A 17,701-nucleotide genomic window follows, 5' to 3' on the forward strand; every position below is an offset into this window, starting at 1 on the left:
GTCACTCCCCGTCCCCGGTGCGGCGGCCGATGTCGCCGCCGCCCGGCTCGGTGATCCAGAATTCCTCGGTGCGCGCGGCGAACACCCGCTCCTGGAACGGCCACGGCACGACCGGCCGGGTCTGTCCCGGGGCGTAGAGTTCGACCTGGGTGCGGTGTTCGCGGAACGCGGCGTGCTTCTGCGGCACGTACGCCTCGATGTCGTAGGAGACGAGGCGTTCGGTGCCGGATCCGGGACCGGCGGCCGGCTTGCGGTTGACGAAGCCGAACTCCTCCTCGGTGCGCTCGTCCCACACCACGTACCGGTAGATGTCCGGCTCCAAGCCCAGTTCGGCCAGGCAGGACACCACCGTCTCGCCGGTCAGCCGATGGTCGGCGTTGAGTTCCCGGAACTCGTGCGGCACGTACACGTGGGTGACCGTGCGGCGTTCGCGCAGCAGTTCCAGGATGTCCCGCCGGAACTCCGGCAGGTGGTCGGCGAGCCGGGTGTCGGGGTAGTCCAGGAAACACACCGCCTCCTCACGCACGCCCATCGCCTTGCCCGCCATGAGAGCCTCCTGGCGGCGGATCTCACGCAGTTCCCCGGGGGCCGGGTTCTTGTGGATGTCCAGTACGGCCGAGTGGGACATCGCGCCGTCGGTGGCGAAGACCACGCCCACCTGCGCGCCCTCGGCGACGTGCCGGGCGGTGGTGCCGCCGCAGGCGATCACCTCGTCGTCCGGGTGCGGCGAGAACACCAGGACCCGGGGCGCATTGCGGCGTGCCTCGCGGTCCTTCCAGGTCCACATGCCGAGCAGGGGCGGGGTCATGGGCTTGCCTTCCGACTGTGTGGCGGCGACGCGTTCCGCGTCCATCTGGTCGATGGGGCGGACCTCCGAGCCGAACGCGGCGGTCACCTCGCCGTCGGCCAGCTGACGTGAGCGCAGGATGTCCTCGATCTCGTGGAAGTGGTTGCCGGGTACCAGCCGGGCGACCGGGGTGTCGAACTTGGCGGCGAAGTAGCGGTAGTTTCGAGCGGCCGAGCGCATGTTGGACTCGTAGCTCTTGGGGTGCGGCACGTGCAGCGCGGCGGCGTCGCGACGCAGCACGAAGCGCGCGCCGGCCGTGCGCAGCCGGTAGCCGAGGTCGACGTCCTCCGCGCCCCAGGAGCGGTACGCCTCGTCGAAGCCGCCGGTCTCCCGCAGCAGCGCGGTGGGGGCCGAGGCGTTGCAGGTCCACCACATCAGCCAGGGCGCCGTCAGGGCGTCCAGATCCTCGCCGTAACGCTCGTAGTAGTCCTCGCGGATGTCCGGCCAGCGACCCTCCGCGGTGAACCGCGCGAAGGAAGCGTCCGGGTCGGCGAAGTCAAGGGCGTCGAGGATCTCCTGGCCGTCCTCGTTGCCCTCGTTGAAGCACAGGACGTAGCCGACGACCGCGGTGGGGCCGTCCGCGTCCCGATGTGCGGTGAGGTGGGCGGCGAGCGCGCCGGAGTGCAGGATCACCCCGGAGTCGACGAACACGCAGAGGTCGGCGCGGGCGTGCTCGATGCCGACGTTGCGGGCCTTGGCGACGCGGTAGCCCTCGTCCGCCTGGTGGTACCAGCGGATGTCGAGCCGGTCGTGGTAGCCGGTGACGACGTTCTCGGTGTCGTCGGTGGAGCCGTCGTCCGCGACCACCACCTCGAAGCGGTCGCCGGCGGCGAGTTGCTGGCGGCACAGTGATTCCAGTGTGTGCCGCAGCAGTCCGCTGCGGTTGTAGGTGGGCACGATGACGGTGCAGGCGGGCTGTGACGTGGTCACGCGGCTCTCCGTTCGAGGGGGTGGGTGCCGTCGGTGGAGGGTCCGGATTCGGCGGAGGGGACAGGGGCAGGCGCAAAGCGCAGGAACAGCACCAGCAGCCCGGCCAGTGCGGTCAGGCCGGCGCACACCCAGAACACCTGGCCGTAGCCGGTCCAGGTGGCGACGGTGCCGACGGCCAGGCCGCCGAGGAACATGCCGGCCTTGAAGGCGCTGGAGTACAGAGCCGACGCGGTGCCCGGCCGGCCGGGCAGGCTGTCCTGGAGCGCCACCACGGGGACGTTGAAGGCGACGGCCACCCAGGCCGCGTTCAGGGGCTGCGCCGCCAGCAACAGTGGAAGGCTCCGGATGAACGGCAGCAGTCCGAAGAAGAGGGTGGCGCAGACGGTGGCCGTAATCATCAGCCGTCGTTTGCCGAGACGGTCCGCCCAGGCGCCGGCCAGCACCAGAAGCGGGATCTCCAAGACAGCACTCACCCCGAGCAGCAGGCCGGCGGTCTGCGCGTTCATGTGCAGTTCGTCGGTCACGTACAGCGGCAGGTTGATCTGGTACATCGCGTTGGCGCCGAGCAACAGAATGACGGAGCCCAGGAGGATCATCGTGTGCAGTCCGACGTCGGCGAACATGCCCAGCAGTCCGGGCGGCTGCTCCTCGTCGCCGGATCCGTCGGACGCCGGGGCGGCGGGCGGCGCCCCGGCAGCCTGTGTGTCGGGACGCGGCAGTCCCCACTGGCACAGCAGCGCGGCCACCACCGACAGGGCGGCCGTCGCGGAGTACAACGCGGTGAACGACCACTGGGCGATCACCCAGAAGGCGAGTGGCGGTCCCACCACCCAGGCCAGCGAGGTGACCGAGCGCAGGAAGCCGTTGAAGAACGGGGCGTCCACGCCCCGCGCGTCCGCCAGTTCACGGGTGTAGGCGAAGAGCTGGCCGAAGCAGGCGCCCCCCAGACCGAAGCAGACGATGCCGGTCAGCAGCAGCGCGTAGTAGTCGCGCAGGAACGTGTAGCCCAGTGCGCCGCCGGCGTTGAGCAGCGCGGTCGCCACCAGGATCGTCCGGCGGTCGCGCAGCCGGTCGGAGACCGCGCCCACCACCATGTCGGTGCCGATCTCGGCGATCGACCGGGCAGCGAAGAACAACCCGACCATCAGGGGCGTCGCGGCGGCCGCCTCGGTCAGAAAGAGGCTGGTGGTGGGCACTACGAAGGCACCGACGAGCCCGATCGCCCCGCTGACGGCGATGAGGTCGCGCACCGCGGGGTCGGTGACGAGCCGCCACCGGCTCACCGCCGTCCCCGGTTCTATCCCGGTCCGGTCCTTCACGCTGCCCAGCCTTTGGCGGACCCGGCGGTGCGGGTGGCGCGCTGCCGGTAGGGCAGCCACGGGGCGACTTCCCTGCCGGCGGGCACCCCGGCGGCGGCGGCGAGGTCGGCCCCGTCGACCTCGCCCCGGGCCAGCAGATCCCGCCGGGTGTCCTCGGGCAGCGAGGCCAGGACCCGGTGGCGCAGACCAATGAGGTCCAGGCGCCCGTCGTGCGCGGCGGGCACCACGCTCCCCTGGCCCGGGCGCAGGCAGGCGGGGTCGACCTGGCCGGAGACGAGCGTCCAGTAGGCGCGGAAGTGCACCGCCGGGTCGGGCAACGCGCCGCTGAGCAGGCCCAGGCGGATCGTCTCCAGCCAGCAGTCGAGGTAGCGCCGGTCGTGCAGCGCGGACATGTGGCGGGCGCACCACTCCGCGCGTTCGACGGGTCCGGGCAGTGTGGTCTTGCCGCCGAGCACGTTGAGTACCCAGCAGCCGACGGCCTCGAAGTACGGGCAGGCGGTGCCGAACGCCTCGGTGTCGACGGGGGTGTTGATCACGGCCAGGGTCGGGTCGTGCCGCCAGAAGTGGTGTTCGTACAGGTCCTCGCGGCGCAGTCCGTCGATGAAGCCGTAGTCCGGCGGCTCGTAGCCGAGACAGAGCACCACCGCGTCGTAGCGGTCGGTGGTCCCGTCGGCGAGGACCGCCAGCCCGTCGTCGGTGAACCGCTTGAAGGCGGCGACGGGGCGCACCCCTCCGGCGTGCACCGCGGGCACGATTTTCTCGTTGACGTGCACGGCGCCGTGGAAGCCCTGCTCCGGCAGCAGTCCGGTGGCCCGGTACATGCCCATGTAGTCGGGCAGCCACTCCGTCAGCCAGTCCAGGTATTCGGCGTAGGGCACCTCCTCGATGGCGACCCGGCCGGCGTAGGAGAACAGGGCGTCGTTGTAGACGCCGCCGATGTCGCGGGGCAGGAACAACTGCCTGCTGCGCACGGACCAGTCCACCCGGGCGGCGTGCGGGGCCAGGTCGGCGGCGATGTCGGCGCCGCTCACCCCGCCCCCCACGACCAGCACCCGCTGTCCGGTGAAGCCGGCGGCGCCGCGGTACTCGGGGGAGGTGAGCACCCGGCCCCCGGTGCCGGGCGCGGGCAGCCCTCCCTCCGGGAGCCGGGGCTGCCACAGCTCGCCGTTGGCGACCAGCACGGCGTCGACGTGAACCTGCTCCTCCTCGCCCGTCGCCCGGCGGGCCGTCACTTTCCAGTCGTCACCCTCCTTGGCGACCCCGACCACCTCGTGGCCGAACCGCACCGTTTCGAGCAGGCCGAATCTCGTCGCGTACGAGCGGAGGTACGCCTGCACCTCGGTGAGTTCGGGAAAGTCAGCGGCGAAGTTCGGAGGGTGGTCGGTGAACGGCATGCTCATCCGGGAGCTCTGCATCCGGACCCCCGCGTAGGCGCCGCCGGACCCCGGATTCCAGATGCCTCCGAGATCCGGGTGCTTCTCGAAGCAGACCACGTCGTGGCCGTCGGCGAGAGCCTGCTTGACGCAGGTCAGACCTGCGGCACCGGCTCCGATCACGGCTAAGCGCATACGGGCTCCTGGCCTTGTCGCTGGGGCGTTCGCGATGCCCGGGAGGGCGGGGACGGGTGGTGTGCGGCGGGTGAGGACAACCCGTCAGATGAAAGGGTCGAAGTCGTCGTCCAGGTCGTCCGGCGCGGGACGCTCCGGGAGCAGGGCGATCTCCTGGTTGCTTGCATGCCGGGCACAGACAAAGCGGCAGTCCTCGCTGGGGTCGATCACCGTCGTGTCGGCTGCGGACCACATCTCGGCGAAGGTCGTCTGCGAGATGTCGCCGATCCGGCCCTTGGGGTTCCCTCGGTGGTAGGGGCAGACGAAGACGCCGGTGGGCGTGATAGTGGTGCGCAGTTCGGTGACCGCGCAGGTCCGGTAGTCCTTGGGCTGCACCGGATCGGAACCGCGGCGCACCGCCTGCCAGTTGGAGGAGTGCAGGATGTGGAAGGAGTCGTCCTGGAGTTCCCGCAACCGGGCGACCTGCGTTTCGACCAGTTCGATGTCCTCGGCGGACTGGTTGACCGTGTAGTGGTCCTCGTCCAGCATCGCCTTGACCTCGAAGTAGTCGCAGCCGATCTCCCGGGCGAGCACGCCGGCCTGGTAGACCTCGTTGTAGTTGCTGGCGGTGACCTTCCCGGCCTCGTCGAAGCGCTGCATGAGCAGGAACGAGTAGCCGAGCCTGCCCTGCTTGCGTGAGGCGAGCAGCCGCATGTTGTCGATGACCTGCGGGAAAGCGCTGCGCTTGCCACGGCTGGGGCGGAAGGACTGGAAGGTTCCGGCGCTGCCGGCGTCCACCGAGACCCGAACCCAGGACAGCATGGTGGACAGCTGGTCGATGTGCCGGTGGATCTGGGTGCCGTTGGTGACCAGACCGAGCTGGATGCCGGCGCCGTGCAGCACCTCGATGATCTCGCCGATGGCGCGGTGCAGCAGCGGCTCCCCGCCGCCGATCAGGATCACCGCGCGGACGTCCGATTCGGCCAGCTCGTAGGCGAGTCGGACGATGCGGTCCTTGCCTATCTGGCCATGGTGCAGCACCTGGGAGCTGATGCACTCGGGGCAGGCGAGATCGCAGACGGTCGTCGGGTCGAGGTCGACGACGAGCGGCGAGGGCAGTCTTTTGCCGCTGGCGACGTCGAAGGCGCTGGGGTAGACGGAACGCTGGTAGAGCTTGCCGACGAGGTCGAGGTTGCGCTCCACGAAGAGGGTGCCGAGAGCGGGTCCAGGCTGAGCGACGGGCTGTGCGGATGTGCGATCGGGCATGCGTGCAGTCACTTTCCGGTGCGTACGGGCGAAGGACGGCGACGCACACGCGAGGGCGTGTGCGCAGGGCGCGGATCGACAAGGCGGCGAGGGCCGAGCGGATCGTTCAACTGGGGAAGTAGTTGCGCGAGTGACGTTGGGAGCGCTCCCAAGAGCCTCACCGAAGCGGCGCTGGCCTGTCAACAGCCACCTTTCAACTCGGCCACAGGGCAGGCCAGTTGACTTGAATTCGCGCTGTTTGGACACTTGACTGGCCGGGAATGCGGCACACGCGCTCTCACGGTGGTCATCTCTCTCGCGGGGTCGAGCGGGTCCGGCCGGACCGCATGGAGGGCCGGCGCGCCGCTCCGGGCGGGTGGTCCACGGGTAGCGGTCACCCGAAACCCGTGCCAGGTCAGCGGGCAGTACGGCCCTCCAGGTGAGGGGACCGCCGCCGCCTTGACCAACCCTCGCGCGGCGGTTCCGCCGTCCCACCACCGCCAAAGACGGCCAGGCCATGCTTTTCGGTCAGCCGGGAACGAGTGACGAGACAGAAAAGCAATCCGTCGTCAATGTCACGGACTTTTCGTGAGCGGTTCACCGGTTACTCTTCACTGCCGGACACGAAAAATCAGACATAATCGCTGCACGGCGGGGCATGTGTCGTACATCATGAAGTACAGGTTGGCCGAATTGCTACCGGCCTTGTCCGCGAAGGAAAGGCAAGGGGTCGGCATGAAAACCGCGGGCTGGCCGGAGGATTTGCTGCGCACTGCGCGATAGAGCGTCTCTGGAACTCTGTGTGTGCCTGAGGGTTTCAGGCTTCCGGACGCGGCGTGGCCATTCGCGGTCGCCTCCCGGCGCCCCGAACCTCGGGGTGAGGGTGTGGGCTTTGGTGGTGTGCGGGATGACGGAAGCCCGTCCGTTCGACGGCGTCAGTACGCCGTCAACAGGTTTCGCGTGAGGGCCGCCTGCACCGTGCCGGAGGAAGCTCCGGGGGTGCGGCGGCTACTCCATGACCTGACACCGGCGGGGGATCGGCTGGTGTCTTCGTGTCATCCCCCGCCGAACATTGGCCCCCGGCAAGGGTGGTGGCGGAGAAGGCACGCACATAGGGCATACGGCGGGAAGTCTTCACCCCCACCGCCACCGCGCCGGAGCCGGGCCCTGAGGGGTTGTCCGAGGGCGCGCGGGCTGCGCCGTTAGTGGTGGCCGACCGCTCTGCTGGGGGTGGGGCCGGCCTTGACCGAGGTGGTCTTGGGCCCGCGCGGGCGGGGTGGGACCGCGGTGCACGGCGGGCACGGCGCAGGTGGCGGTGGTCTTCTTCGACGGGCATACCGGGCGGACGGTTCCTCTACGGTGGGGCGTATGGTGCGGGTGCCGGTGGCGCGTTCGGTGACAGTATGGGACTGGGCGAGCAGGTCGCATGCGTCGATCCACGGCTGCCGGGCTGCCGCATGGCCGCGGTCCATGGACAGCCCGCAGCGGTGCGCTGCCCCCACTTTCAGCAGTGCTCATGAAGCCTGCCGGGGGTGGGATGGTGTCCGAGCGGGTCCAGGCATTCGGGGCAACTGATCACCTCATACACCTAGTGGAGCGCCGGTTCCGTCACTACAGGCAGGATCGGCCCGACGGCCACACCGGGAAGCTCCTCGGACCGCGGCACCAAACCGGGAAACGGAATCCGGCACAGCGACATTCACCGCCTTCCCCGGTTCCGTCCGCGCGCCACGGAAGGGTCCGAGAATCGGTGATTCGATACCGCGGTCGAAGGCCACCGGAAAGAACGAACGATTTCATGCCGGGCTAACAGCGCAAGAACTCGTCCGCCGGTGGTGGAAATTGTTCCTAATTTCCGTGACCGCCCGCCCCTGCCACTCGCTGCGGAGGAATACAACCGGCCTTTGGGAGCGGTCGATACGCGTCCGTGGGTGTCGGCGGCCCACCGGGCCTGCCGGGAAATAGCTTGCTGGTTCCGGGCTTGGCCTCACAGGCCGGCGAGTCACCCACCCACGTTTCGCACTTCTGCGGGCCACTGACCTGCGGCCCGTCAGACACTCTCGAACAAGCCAGTGACGGAGCCTTCCTGGAAGATCTCACGGATGGCGTGCGCGAGCATCGGGGCGATGGAAAGCACCGTCAGTTTGTCCAGGTCCAGGGCGCCCGGGTCGGGCAGGGTGTCAGTGAAGACGAACTCACCGACCCGCGAGTTCTTCAGCCGGTCGACGGCCGGCTCGGAGAGCACGCCGTGTGTGGCGGTCACGACGACGTCCTCGGCGCCATGCGCGAACAGCGCGTCCGCCGCGGCGCAGATCGTGCCGCCGGTGTCGACCATGTCGTCCACCAGCACGCAGATTCGGCCGCGCACCTCGCCCACCACCTCGTGCACCGTGACCTGGTGGGCCACCTCCTTGTCACGGCGTTTGTGCACGATCGCCAGCGGCGCCCCCAGCCGGTCGCACCACCGGTCCGCCACCCGCACCCGTCCGGCGTCCGGCGAGACCACGGTCAGCCGGGCCGGGTCGAAGCGCGCGGCGACGTGGTCGGCGAGGGTCGGCAGCGCGAAGAGATGGTCGACGGGGCCGTCGAAGAAGCCCTGGATCTGGTCGGTGTGCAGATCCACCGCGAGGATGCGGTCGGCACCCGCGGTGCGCACCAGGTCGGCGACGAGCCGCGCGGAGACCGGTTCACGGCCCATGTGCTTCTTGTCCTGCCGTGCGTAACCGTAGAAGGGGGTGATGAGCGTGACGGTGCGTGCCGACGCCCGCTTCAGGGCGTCCACCATGACGAGCTGCTCCATGATCCACTTGTTCACCGGACCGGTGTGGCTCTGAATCAGGAAGCAGTCGGCGCCACGGACGGACTCCTCGTAGCGGACGTAGATCTCGCCGTTGGCGAAGTCGCGGATGATGGTGGGGACGACGTGCACGCCAAGTTCGCGCGCGACGTCCTCAGCGAGGGCGGGGTGGGCGCGGCCGGAGAAGAGCATCAGCTTTCGCTGTCCGGTCGTGAAGCCGGTCACGGCAGAGGTCTCCTAGCGGTGCGGCACCGCGGTGACGCGGTACGGAGGGGGCGGTCGACACCGTGCGGGCGCATGGGCCCCGCCCCGCACCGCCCCGGAGGGGCACGGGCGCCGGGGGCGTCGATCGACCGGCGGGGTGAGAACGCACGGCGGTCACCCGCGCCGTCGGGGCGCCGGGTGTGTGGTCCGCAGCCCGCCGCCGGGCCCGGCCCACCGGCCGCACAACACCAGGTATCCCCCGGTGTCCCACGGGTTACTCCTCCGTCTGCGACCGGCTCGCACACCCCGGCGCCGAATCCACGGTCGCCAACGACCATACCGTTGCGCTACCGTGTCACCGCAGCGCGTCAACGCCCCCATTGTGGTGCCCGGTTGCGCGCCCCCGCCCCCCGCTCGGACCTGCCGAAATGAGGACACAGATCCAGCCTTCGTCATGGGAGCGCTCCCAGCACCTCAGGGGCACGCCTTGCCCAGAACCGCATCACCCCCGTCGCAGCCGGCCGGACCCTCATTCGGAGGGTGTTCCCAGGGCTTCCGCGTCAACGTATTCACGGATCGCGAATCCGGCCTGGAAACGTGTCTCGGATTCAAAGCGCTGCATAATCTCGGATATGTGCTTGCGGCAGGTGCGCAGTGATATCGCGAGGCGCCGCGCGATCATGTCGTCGCGCATACCGTCAGCCAGCATCCCGATGATCGACCGCTGAATACCCTCGGCCACAGCGCTGTTTTCCACGCTCGACCGGAAAGGCGTTCCGTGGGTCCACGCCACGTCGAACACGCGGCAGAGGAAACGCACCGTCAAAGGCTGTGTCACCACGGTCGCGCCGTCCGCCGCCCCCTCGTCCTCCAGGAAGGCGACAGAGCGGTCGAAGGCGATGAAACGGGGCGGCAGATCCGCCAGGGTGCGCACTTGTGCGCCGTGGCCCACCGCCTTCTCCACGTACGCCTGGGTGGGCCGGTCCCGCCGGGCCGCGTGCTGGTAGAGCACCTTCATGCGCACGCCCCGGCCCAGCATCGACAGGTCGCGGTCGACCGCCTCCTTCAGCAGTTCCGCCGGCCGCCCGCCACCGGGTTGACAGGTCAGCACCTCCTCCACGCAGGCTGAAGCGGCCTCCTCGATCAGCTCGTTGACCGTACCGGTGTCCGGGATGCGCAGCGGTCCGTCGCCGTTCCCTCCCTCCAAGGTGAGCGTCTGGAACACCGCCCGCAGCCCGGCCACACCCCGCCGTGCCGCCCCAAGGGAGTCGAGCGCCTCCCGCAGCGAGTGCTCCATGCCGCCGGAGAGCAGCCCGAAGGCCAGTTCGACGGGCACCGCCTCCATCCGTTCGTCCGGGGCATCGGCGGGGACACCCGCACCGCCGACGGCACGCAGCAGATGAAGAGATCGTAAATTTTTCAGTACTTCCTCCGCCTCCTCAACCGAAATACCGAGTTCCCGAGCCGCGTCCCGCCCGTCAATGCCTCCTCTCCGTCGGGCCCGCTCGTATACCTGCGCCTCGATGCGCTCCAGTTCCCCGTCCTGAAAATCGAGCATTGACATTTCTTTACCGTTCCGTGAGGGAATTTGCTGCATGCATCAAGATGCAGCCAGGATCACTGTACATTCACTTGGGACGGAAACAATGATCCGTAGGACATCCGTCGATCAAAGGGTCTCCACAATGTGTGTTCCCTGCCGTCTGAAGAGCGAATTCCCTGACTCACACGACACCGCCTGGGGCGGCCGGCCGGGAGGCAGTCCCCGGCCCGGTACCGCACCGGCCACCGGCCAGTAGTCCGGACCGCCCGCGCCGGAGCGCCCGTGCCGCGCTCCGTCCCGGCGCCGTCAGCGCACCCGGCGACTGACCGGTACACCGACCAGTGAACAGCGCGACACGGACGTGACCCGCGGACCCCCCGCCCGGGCCCCTCGCAACGATGCGAGCGCCGCCGCCCCGGGCAGGCCCCAGCCGGTCGGCGCGGGCAGACCCCCGCCGCGACGTCCGCCCTCTCCTGCGCGGCAGTCGCGAGGAGCACCCTCCCCCACGGCAACGAGGTCGTGCCTGCGCGAGGCTCCCGGACTGCCACTCCCCGCATACGACACACTCCCCACGAAGAGGTGTTGCATGTCCCGCTTGTGCGGTTCCCTGATCCCTGTCCGAAGCCGGCGGAGTGCCCCTCAGACCGCCAGACACCTGTCCACCACCCGCACCACCCCGGCCGGCGCGCGGTGAGCCGCGTCGTCGTGACCGGGGCCGCCGGGATGCTCGGCACCGCCCTGGTCGACCGCTTCGTCCGGGACGGCCGTCAGGTCGTCGGCCTGGACCTGCTCCCGCCCGCCGCCGCCCACCCGGACGTGGAGTGGATCGAGGGCGACATCCGCGACCCCGCCACCGTCGGCAAGGCGGTGCGGGGAGCCGACCTGGTCCTGCACAGCGCGACCGCGCTGCCCACCTACGCCGAGCACGAGATCCGCTCCATCAACGTGGACGGCGCCCGCACCCTGCTCACCGGGTGCCGAGACGCGGACGTGCCCCGCGTCATCCACCTGTCCTCCGCCGCCGTGTACGGCGTGCCCAGGACCGTGCCGACGCCGGAGGTGCACCCGCCGCAGCCCTGTGACCCCTACAGCCGCTCCAAGGCGGCAGCAGAGGAGGTCGTGGCCGAGTTCCGTGCGCAAGGCATGGTGATACCGGCGTTGCGCGCCAAGACCTTCGTCGGCCCGGGCAGGCTCGGCCTGTTCGCCATGCTCTTCGAATGGGCGGACGAAGGCCACCACTTCCCCATGCTTGGCGGGGGTGACGTGCGCTCCCAGATGCTCGACGTGGACGACCTGGTCGACGCGGTCGCCGCCGCCGCGACCCACCCCGACGACAACGCTGTCAACACCGCGTTCAACATCGCCGCCACCGAGTTCCGCACGCTGCGCCAGGATTTCCAGTCCGTGCTCGACGCGGCGGGCCACGGCAAGCGCGTGGTCGCCCTCCCGACCGCACCCGCCGTGGCCGTGCTCAAGGTGCTCAGCCGCACGGGGCTGTCCCCCGTCTACGGCAGGCTGCTGCAGAAGCTCCAGGTCGACAGTTACGTCTCCACCGAGCGCGCGGCCGAGGTGCTCGGCTTCCGTCCCCGGTACTCCAACCGCGAAGCGCTGCTGCGTACCTTCGACTGGTGGCGGCGCGAGCACGCCCGCAGCCACGGCGCCCCGACCGGGCGGACCAGCCGAGCGCCCTGGAAACAGGGCGCCCTCTCCTTCGGCAAGGCCCTGTTCTGATGGCACCCGGCCGCCGCGGGTGCCCGCCGGCGCCACGCCCGCCGACGCCTCCTCCCTCCCGGACCACCGTTCACGACGCGCCTCCCACTCCTAGGAGAGCCATGTCCGCTGCGGATTCCGCCCCCCGCCTCTCCCTCACCGAGGGCGCCGCACCCTCGCAGCTCACCGTCGACCCGCCGCCGGGCGGCGTGTCCGCGCCGCCCGCGCCGCACCTGCTGCCGCCCGATCCCCTGCCGTACCGGCGGGGACCGGTACGCGCCTTCGTCGCGCTCGCCCGGCCCAAGCACTGGGTGAAGAACATCTTCGTCATCGCCCTGCCGGTGCTGCTCACCGGGCAGGTGACCCCGTCGGCGCTGCGTGCCGTGGGCGTCGCAGTCGCCCTGTTCATCACTGCCTCGGTGAGCGTGTACGTGCTCAACGACCTGGTGGACCGCGAACGCGACCGGCTGCACCCCGTCAAGCGCCACCGGCCGCTCGCGGCAGGCGAGTTGAGCGCCAGGGCCGCCTGCGTGGCGCTCGGTGTGCTGGCCGCCGTGCAGACCGCCGGGGTACTGCTCGGCGGCGTGGACCGGTACTGGCCCGTGCCGGTCTACCTAGCCCTCAACGTCGCCTACAGCTTCCGCCTCAAGCACCTGCCGATCGTCGACGTGTTCGCCCTCGCCGGCGGGTTCGTGCTGCGGGCCATCGAGGGTTACCTGGCGCCCGGCCTTACGCCGTCCGCCTGGCTGCTGATGTGCGTCTTCACGCTCTGCCTGGTGCTCGCCCTGGGCAAGCGCCGACGCGAACTGAGCGAGAGCGGCAGCGCGCACCGCCCGGCGCTGACCGGCTACACAACCCAACTGCTCGACTACATGGTGGTGGTCAGCGCCAGTCTGTCGGTGATGATCTACGTCGTCCATCTGTTCGTCCCACCGTCCCACCCGGCGGCGGTCGCGCTGATCCTGGTGACGGTGCCGTGCGCGATCTTCGCGCTGTTCCGCTACCTCCAGGCCGTCCTCGTCCACGGCGGTGGCGGCGACCCGGTCCGACTGCTGCTCAGCGACCGGGTGCTGATGGCCGTGGGACTGCTATGGGCCGTAGTGATCGTGCTACTGCCCGCCCCGGCCTGACGCCGACAGGCCGTCCGCCCCGCACCGACCACCGCTTCTGAGAAAGGCACCGCCATGTCCGGCGCACCGCTGGTGTCCGTGATCATCCCGAACTACAACTACAGCCGCACTCTGGGCCTGTCCATCCGCTCCGCGCTCGAGCAGGACTATCCGGACAAGGAGATCATCGTCGTCGACGACTGCAGTACCGACGACTCCCTGGCCACCGCCCGGGCGATCTCCGGCATCACCGTGCTGAGCACGCCGGCCAACGGCGGCTCCGCGGTCGCCCGCAACCTCGGCGTCGAGCACGCCTCCGGCGAGATCCTGATGTTCCTCGACTCCGACGTCGCCCTCGCCCAGGGCGCGATCACCGAGGCCGTGGAGCAGCTGCTGGCCGACCCGGAGCTGGGCGCGGTCTGCGGCATGTACGAACCCGAACCGCTCATCCGCGACAGCCTCGTGGAAGAGGCCCGCTGCCTCCAGGCCTACTACTGGCGCTACGACTCCGAGGGTTCGGTCAGCTTCCTCATCTCCGCCATCTGCGCGATGCGCGCCGAGATCTTCCACGAGATCGGCGGCTTCAACCCGCAGCTGCGGCAGACCGAAGAGGTCGACTTCGGCGAGCGGCTGTCCCAACGCTACGAGATACGGCTGACCAACCGCATGCGCGGCGCGCACGACGACGACCACGAACTGTTCGCCCTGATTCGCAAGATGTTCGTGCGAGGCCGGTTGCGCGTCCCGCTGTACGCCCAGCGCAAGCGGCACGCCGAGGGGTTCGAGACCATGGCACGGTCCTGGGCCGCGCTGCTCGGCCTGGTCGCCGTCCTGCTGCTGTGCGCGCCGCTGCTGCTCGGGCCACTCGGCTGGCTGTTGCCTGCCGCAGCGTTCACCGCTGTCGTCCTCTGCGACCTGGGCATGTACGCCTTCGTCGCGCGGCGCAAGGGCCTGCTGTTCCTGCCCGCGTTCTTCGGCGTGCTGCTGGTCTTCAACGTCACCGTCGCCACCGCCGTCCTGTTCGGCACGGCGCACTGGCTCGTCTCGCCGCGGTTCCGCCGGCTGTACGAGCGGGAGACCGAGCCCGAAGAGTCCCGGGACGTGCCGTCGGCCCGGGACGGTTCCATAGGCGGGACGGGCGGGGTGGTGATGCCGTGACCGAGCCTCTCACCGACGGACCGGTCGTCCCCGGCGTGACCGGGCCGAGGATGCCCACGCGCGACGACCCGGCCGCGCCCGACGCCGTGTCCGGCGGCCCCGGGCCGGTCCGGCGCGCGGTCCGTCGGCTCCGCCGGGTGCACTGGTCCCAGACAGTCACCGTCCTGTGGCTCGTCGCGGTCCTGGTCCACACGGTGCTCTCCGGGCGCTGGTGGCCGATGCTCCTGCCGGATCTGGCGCCGCCGTTCCTCTACCTGACCGTGCCGCTGCTGCTGGCCGCCGTCGCGCTGGCCGGCCGGCTGCGGCGGTCCGCTCCGCCGCGCCGGGTCACCTGGACGGCCGTGGCCGCCGCCGCACTCTCCCTGGTGCTCGGCTGGAACTCGGGCGGGCTCCAGTGGCGGGTGCTGTTCCATGATCCGGCGTCCGGCACTCCGAACCTCCGGGTCGTCTCCTGGAACACCCAGTACTGGGGCAGCGGCTCCGACCGAGACCGCTTCTACCGCACCATCCGGGCGCAGCGGGCGGACGTGTACCTGTTGCAGGAGTACATCACCACGCACAACGACGGGGCGACCATCCTGCCCGTCGACGAACTCGCCGAACTTCGCCACTACTTCACGGGCTATCACATCGGCATACGCGGTGAACTGGTCACCCTCTCCCGCCTCCCGGTGGTCGCCGAACGCCTGGTGGGACCCGGCGCGGCCACCGAGAACAGGTCCACAAACTGGCAGACCGAGTTCCAGGAGGACAAGGTGCTGCGCACCGACGTTCGGGTGGCCGGCCGGACCGTGTCGCTGTACAACGTCCATGTCCCGGTCCAGGTGGACCTCGGCGTCAGCCCGCTCAGCGGCCGGCTGTACCGGTTGATGCACGCCAACGAACGTGCCCGGAAGGCCCAGTTCGCGGGGTTGACCGCCGAGCTGCGGGCCAACCATGGGCCGCTCCTGGTGGCCGGTGACTTCAACACCAGCCCGGCGATGGGAGACCTGCGAACCCTGCGCGGCATGCTGCACGACGCCGCCGACGCCGGGGACAGCCTCTACCCGGCCAGCTGGAACAACCAGGCCGTCGCCCTGTGGCGGCTCGACTGGGCCTTCACCGACGGCCCGATCACCACCGACCGCTACCGCATCGACCCGATGGGCGGGCTCTCCGACCACCGCGCCCAGGTCATGTCGTTCACCGTCGACCCCGCCGGTCAGTAGGCACCGAATCGAAAGGTCCAGCCTCGTGCAACCCACCGTCTCGGTCGTCATCCCCAACTACAACTACGCCAAGACCCTGCGGCTCTGTCTGGAGTCCGTCTTCGACCAGGAATATCCTCTGCACGAGGTGATCGTGGCCGACGACAACAGCACGGACGCCTCGCGGGAAATCGCCGCCGAGTTCCCCTGCACCGTGCTGCACCTCAACCCCAACGGCGGGGTGTCCGCCGCCCGCAACGCCGCCGTGGCGGCCAGCAGCGGCGACATCCTGTTCTTTCTCGACTCCGACGAGACCATCGCGCCGGATGCCGTGGCGGAGGCCGTGCGCCTCCTCACCGAGGACCCCGGACTCGGCTGTGTGCACGGCGTATTCGCCCCGGAACCGCTCATCGACGACGGCCCCGTCGAGTGGTATCGCACCCTGCACGCCCACCACTGGCGCACCAAAGCGCTGGGCGAGACCTCCACCGTCATCTTCGTCGCCACCGCGATGCCGCGCCGGGTCTTCGACGAGGTCGGCGGCTTCGACACGACCCTGCGCGACGCGGAGGATGTGGAGTACAGCGACCGGCTCTCCGCCAAGTACCGCATCCTGCTGACCGACCGGATCGTCGCCCGGCACGACGAGGAGTCGAGGATGGGCCGCATGCTGCGCGAGTCCTTCCGACGCTCGCAGTTCCTGGTGCCGTTCGGCGCCGCGCACCGCCGCAAGGAGGGCGCGCTGCGGGTCAACACCACCGGTGGTGTCGCCACGGCGATGCTCACCCTGGTGACGCTGCCGCTGGTCGCCGCGGGTCCCTGGTGGGCGCTGGCGCCGCTCGCGGCACTGACCGGCTTCGTCTTCTCCGATCCCGGGCTGCTCGGCGTGGTGCGCCGCCACCGCGGGTCCGGCTTCTTGCCGTTCTTCCTGCTGTGCCACCTGCTCGTCAACATGACCATCGGTCTGGGGGCGCTCTGGGGCGTCGTGCGGATGGTCTTCACCGACTTCGGCACCCCGACAGCACGCCGCCGGCCGGAACCGGCCAGGTTGGGCGGTGAGACCGGATGACCTCACTGTCCCGCCGCCGGGCCCTGCGGGCCGTCGTCATGACCGCGTTCGTCGTCGCCGCCGGCTACGGCATGTACCGGGCGCTGGGCGACTCCACCGACGGGGTCGCAGACTTCCTGGCCCGCGGCGACGCGCCCGCCGTACTCGCCGGCGCCGCCGCGCTCGACCTGGCCGGGCTGACCCTCGGCATGACGGCCTGGCGCAGTCTGCTCAGCGGTCTGGGCCATCCGCTCGGCGCCGGGCCCACGATGCGGATCTACGGCGCCGCGATGCTGGGCAAGTACCTGCCCGGCCCGTTCTGGAGCGGTCTGGCCAGCGTCCACACCGGGCGGGCCAGCGGTGTGCCCGCGGCCCGCATGATCGCCGCGTACGCGCTGAACTCGGCGCTGGTGCTGCTGACCGCGGGCGTGGTGGGCATCGCCGCGGCACCGGCCGTCTTGGACCACTCCGCTGTCGTGCTCGTCCTCGGGCTAGCGCTGCTCGGCGTGCTGCTGCACCGGCCCCGGCTGGTGCTGATGCTGGCCCGGGCGATCGCTCGGGTGCTGCGCAGGCCGCCGCCACAGGCTCTGTTCTCGGAGGGGCTGCTGCGTCGCTCGATCGCCGTGCAGGTGGTGTCCTGGGCGGTCGGCGGCCTCCATCTGGTGCTGATCGTGGCCGTCTTGAGCGGTCCGCTGGATGCCCACACCATACTGCTGTGCGTGGGCGGCTTCGCCCTGGCCTCCGCCGCCGGGATGCTCGTGCTGGTGGTCCCGGACGGCGCCGGGATCCGCGAGGTCGTGCTGACCCTGGCGCTCGCTCCTGTCCTGACCACCCAGCAGACCGTGACGGCCGTCGTCGTCAGCCGGCTGGCGTGCACCCTCGCCGAGGTCTCCGGTTCGCTCGCCGGACTCGCCGCCGCGGCGCTGCTGGCACGCCGCGGGCTGCGCCCGGTCCCGGACGGCCCTGAGCGCACCGCGGGCCTGACTCCCTCGGCCCCCTCCGAAGTCTGAGCCGGGCACGTCTCCCCCTCCCAGCCGCTCCCCTCCCCCACGAGAGA

Annotated in this window: 12 protein-coding genes; 6 read left to right on the forward strand and 6 right to left on the reverse strand. The window is 70.3% G+C overall.

All coding sequences use genetic code 11. The features are described 5' to 3' along the window. Position 1: 1 nt before the first annotated feature. From EDD90_RS09590 to EDD90_RS09615, 6 genes are all read right to left on the reverse strand, one after another. Positions 2-1,777 carry a PIG-L family deacetylase gene (locus EDD90_RS09590; protein WP_123972655.1) on the reverse strand — a complete coding sequence of 592 codons (1,776 nt, stop codon included), beginning with the start codon at positions 1,775-1,777 and terminating at the stop codon, positions 2-4. Next, positions 1,774-3,096, reverse strand: a complete 1,323-nt coding sequence (locus EDD90_RS09595) for a sugar efflux transporter (protein ID WP_185149004.1) — start codon at positions 3,094-3,096, stop codon at positions 1,774-1,776. Before EDD90_RS09595 ends, EDD90_RS09590 begins: the two co-directional genes overlap by 4 nt. Beyond that, positions 3,093-4,664: an FAD-dependent oxidoreductase gene (locus EDD90_RS09600; RefSeq protein ID WP_123972657.1), complete on the reverse strand. Its 1,572-nt coding sequence runs from the start codon at positions 4,662-4,664 to the stop codon at positions 3,093-3,095. Before EDD90_RS09600 ends, EDD90_RS09595 begins: the two co-directional genes overlap by 4 nt. 84 nt (positions 4,665-4,748) lie before the next feature. Next, entirely contained in the window at positions 4,749-5,909 is a 1,161-nt protein-coding gene (locus EDD90_RS09605; protein ID WP_123972658.1) for a radical SAM protein, read from the reverse strand. A 2,029-nt stretch (positions 5,910-7,938) separates the two neighbouring features. Further along, positions 7,939-8,910 carry a ribose-phosphate diphosphokinase gene (locus EDD90_RS09610; protein ID WP_123972659.1) on the reverse strand — a complete coding sequence of 324 codons (972 nt, stop codon included), beginning with the start codon at positions 8,908-8,910 and terminating at the stop codon, positions 7,939-7,941. Between the two features lie 508 nt (positions 8,911-9,418). Next, entirely contained in the window at positions 9,419-10,447 is a 1,029-nt protein-coding gene (locus EDD90_RS09615) for a helix-turn-helix transcriptional regulator (protein WP_185149005.1), read from the reverse strand. Positions 10,448-11,137: 690 nt separating this feature from the next. Here EDD90_RS09615 and EDD90_RS09620 point away from each other — a divergent pair. The 6 genes from EDD90_RS09620 (at position 11,138) to EDD90_RS09645 (ending at position 17,654) form a co-directional block, all read left to right on the forward strand. Next, the gene (locus EDD90_RS09620) at positions 11,138-12,163 is read left to right on the forward strand and encodes an NAD(P)-dependent oxidoreductase (protein WP_260327760.1); all 1,026 of its coding nucleotides are present in this window, start codon (positions 11,138-11,140) and stop codon (positions 12,161-12,163) included. 101 nt (positions 12,164-12,264) lie between these two features. Then, positions 12,265-13,272: a UbiA prenyltransferase family protein gene (locus tag EDD90_RS09625; RefSeq protein ID WP_185149006.1), complete on the forward strand. Its 1,008-nt coding sequence runs from the start codon at positions 12,265-12,267 to the stop codon at positions 13,270-13,272. Positions 13,273-13,326: 54 nt separating this feature from the next. Further along, positions 13,327-14,409: a glycosyltransferase family 2 protein gene (locus EDD90_RS09630; RefSeq protein WP_123972662.1), complete on the forward strand. Its 1,083-nt coding sequence runs from the start codon at positions 13,327-13,329 to the stop codon at positions 14,407-14,409. After that, positions 14,406-15,617 (forward strand): endonuclease/exonuclease/phosphatase family protein, encoded by a 1,212-nt coding sequence (locus EDD90_RS09635; RefSeq protein ID WP_123972663.1) that lies wholly within the window; start codon positions 14,406-14,408, stop codon positions 15,615-15,617. Before EDD90_RS09630 ends, EDD90_RS09635 begins: the two co-directional genes overlap by 4 nt. 25 nt (positions 15,618-15,642) lie before the next feature. Continuing rightward, positions 15,643-16,665, forward strand: a complete 1,023-nt coding sequence (locus tag EDD90_RS09640) for a glycosyltransferase (protein ID WP_123972664.1) — start codon at positions 15,643-15,645, stop codon at positions 16,663-16,665. Beyond that, positions 16,662-17,654, forward strand: coding sequence for a lysylphosphatidylglycerol synthase domain-containing protein (locus tag EDD90_RS09645; protein WP_123972665.1), 993 nt, complete (start codon positions 16,662-16,664; stop codon positions 17,652-17,654). Before EDD90_RS09640 ends, EDD90_RS09645 begins: the two co-directional genes overlap by 4 nt. Positions 17,655-17,701 lie beyond the last annotated feature (47 nt).

It is taken from the genome of Streptomyces sp. Ag109_O5-1, assembly GCF_003814875.1.
Taxonomy (GTDB): domain Bacteria; phylum Actinomycetota; class Actinomycetes; order Streptomycetales; family Streptomycetaceae; genus Streptomyces; species Streptomyces sasae.